At 68.5% G+C, this 1,286-nt stretch carries 1 pseudogene; it reads left to right on the forward strand.

Annotated elements, in window-relative coordinates:
- Window positions 1–88: 88 nt before the first annotated feature.
- A pseudogene (locus BN11_RS21025) lies at window positions 89–1,286 on the forward strand (IS256 family transposase); the annotation flags it as partial.

The following is a 1,286-nucleotide window of genomic DNA, read 5'->3' on the forward strand; positions in this document are numbered from 1 at the left end:
GGTCGTGTCCAGCGGCCGGTGTAAATGAGACGGGCGTAGGTTCGGTTTCGAGACCGCTCAAAGTCATCGAAGAAAGGACCCTACGCCCGTGTCTGCACGAGTATCACCCACCGATCGGATCCACGCCAGGATCGACGCCCTGTTCGCGCAGGACCGGCCGCTGCCGGAGGTCTTGGAGGAGGTGGCCCGCCTCGGCGCGCAGCTGTTGATGCAGGCCGCCCTGGAGGCCGAGGTCACCGAGTTCCTGGGCCGGGAGCGCTACCAGCGCGCCGCGACCATCACCGACGCCCGGGCTGGGGTCGCGTAATGGGTACCGGCCGGTGACGGTCAAGACCACCGCCGGAGCGGTCCAGCTGGAGCGGCCGAAGCTGCGCGGCACCACCGCCGCGTTCGCCTCCCGCCTGTTCGGTAAGCATGTGACCAAGACCAACGCGTTGGAGTCGTTGGTGATCGCCGCGTTCGTGCGGGGCCTGTCGGTGCGCGATGTGGAGGCCACCTTGGCTGAAGCCCTCGGGGACCAGGCCGCGATCTCCAAGTCCACCGTCTCCACCATCTGCCAGGCGATCACCGCCGAGTACGAGCAGTGGGCTGCCCGCCGCCTGGAGGGGGTGAGCGTGGATTACCTGTTCCTGGACGCCTCGTTCTTCCGGATGCACCCCGGCAGCCCGGCCGAGCCGGTGCTGGCCGCCTGGGGGATCAGCACCGACGGCAAACCCATCTTCATCGGCCTCGCGCCCGGGGCCGGGGAATCCACCGACGCGTGGGTCGACTTCCTGGCCGACCTGCGCCATCGGGGCCTGGGCAGTCCGCTGCTGGTCATCTCCGACGGCGCTCAAGGATTGATCGCCGCGATCGAGCAGATCTACCCGAAAGCGTTGCGGCAGAGGTGCCTCATCCACCGGCTGCGGAACGTTCTGGCGAAGACCCCGACCGGGATGCAGGACGAGATCCGCGACGGCTACTGGGCCATCTTCGACACCACCGACCTCGATATCGAACCCGGCCCCGCGCTGGTCGACCTGATCGACACCCGCGTCCGCGCGTTCGCCGAGAAGTACGCCGCCATCTACCCGGCAGCGATGAAGATCCTGCTCACCGACGCCGCCGGACTGAGCGCCTACCTGCGCTTCCCGGCCGAGCACCACCAACGGATCCGGCACTCCAACTTCATCGAACGCACCTTCGGCGAAACCCGCCGCCGCGCCAAAGTCATCGGCCGCTTCCCCGGCGAGACCTCCTGCATCAGCCTGGTCTGGGCCGTCCTGGACCGCGCCTCCGCCGGCTGG

Source organism: Nostocoides australiense Ben110, from assembly GCF_001050535.1.
Classification (GTDB): Bacteria; Actinomycetota; Actinomycetes; order Actinomycetales; family Dermatophilaceae; genus Nostocoides_A; species Nostocoides_A australiense.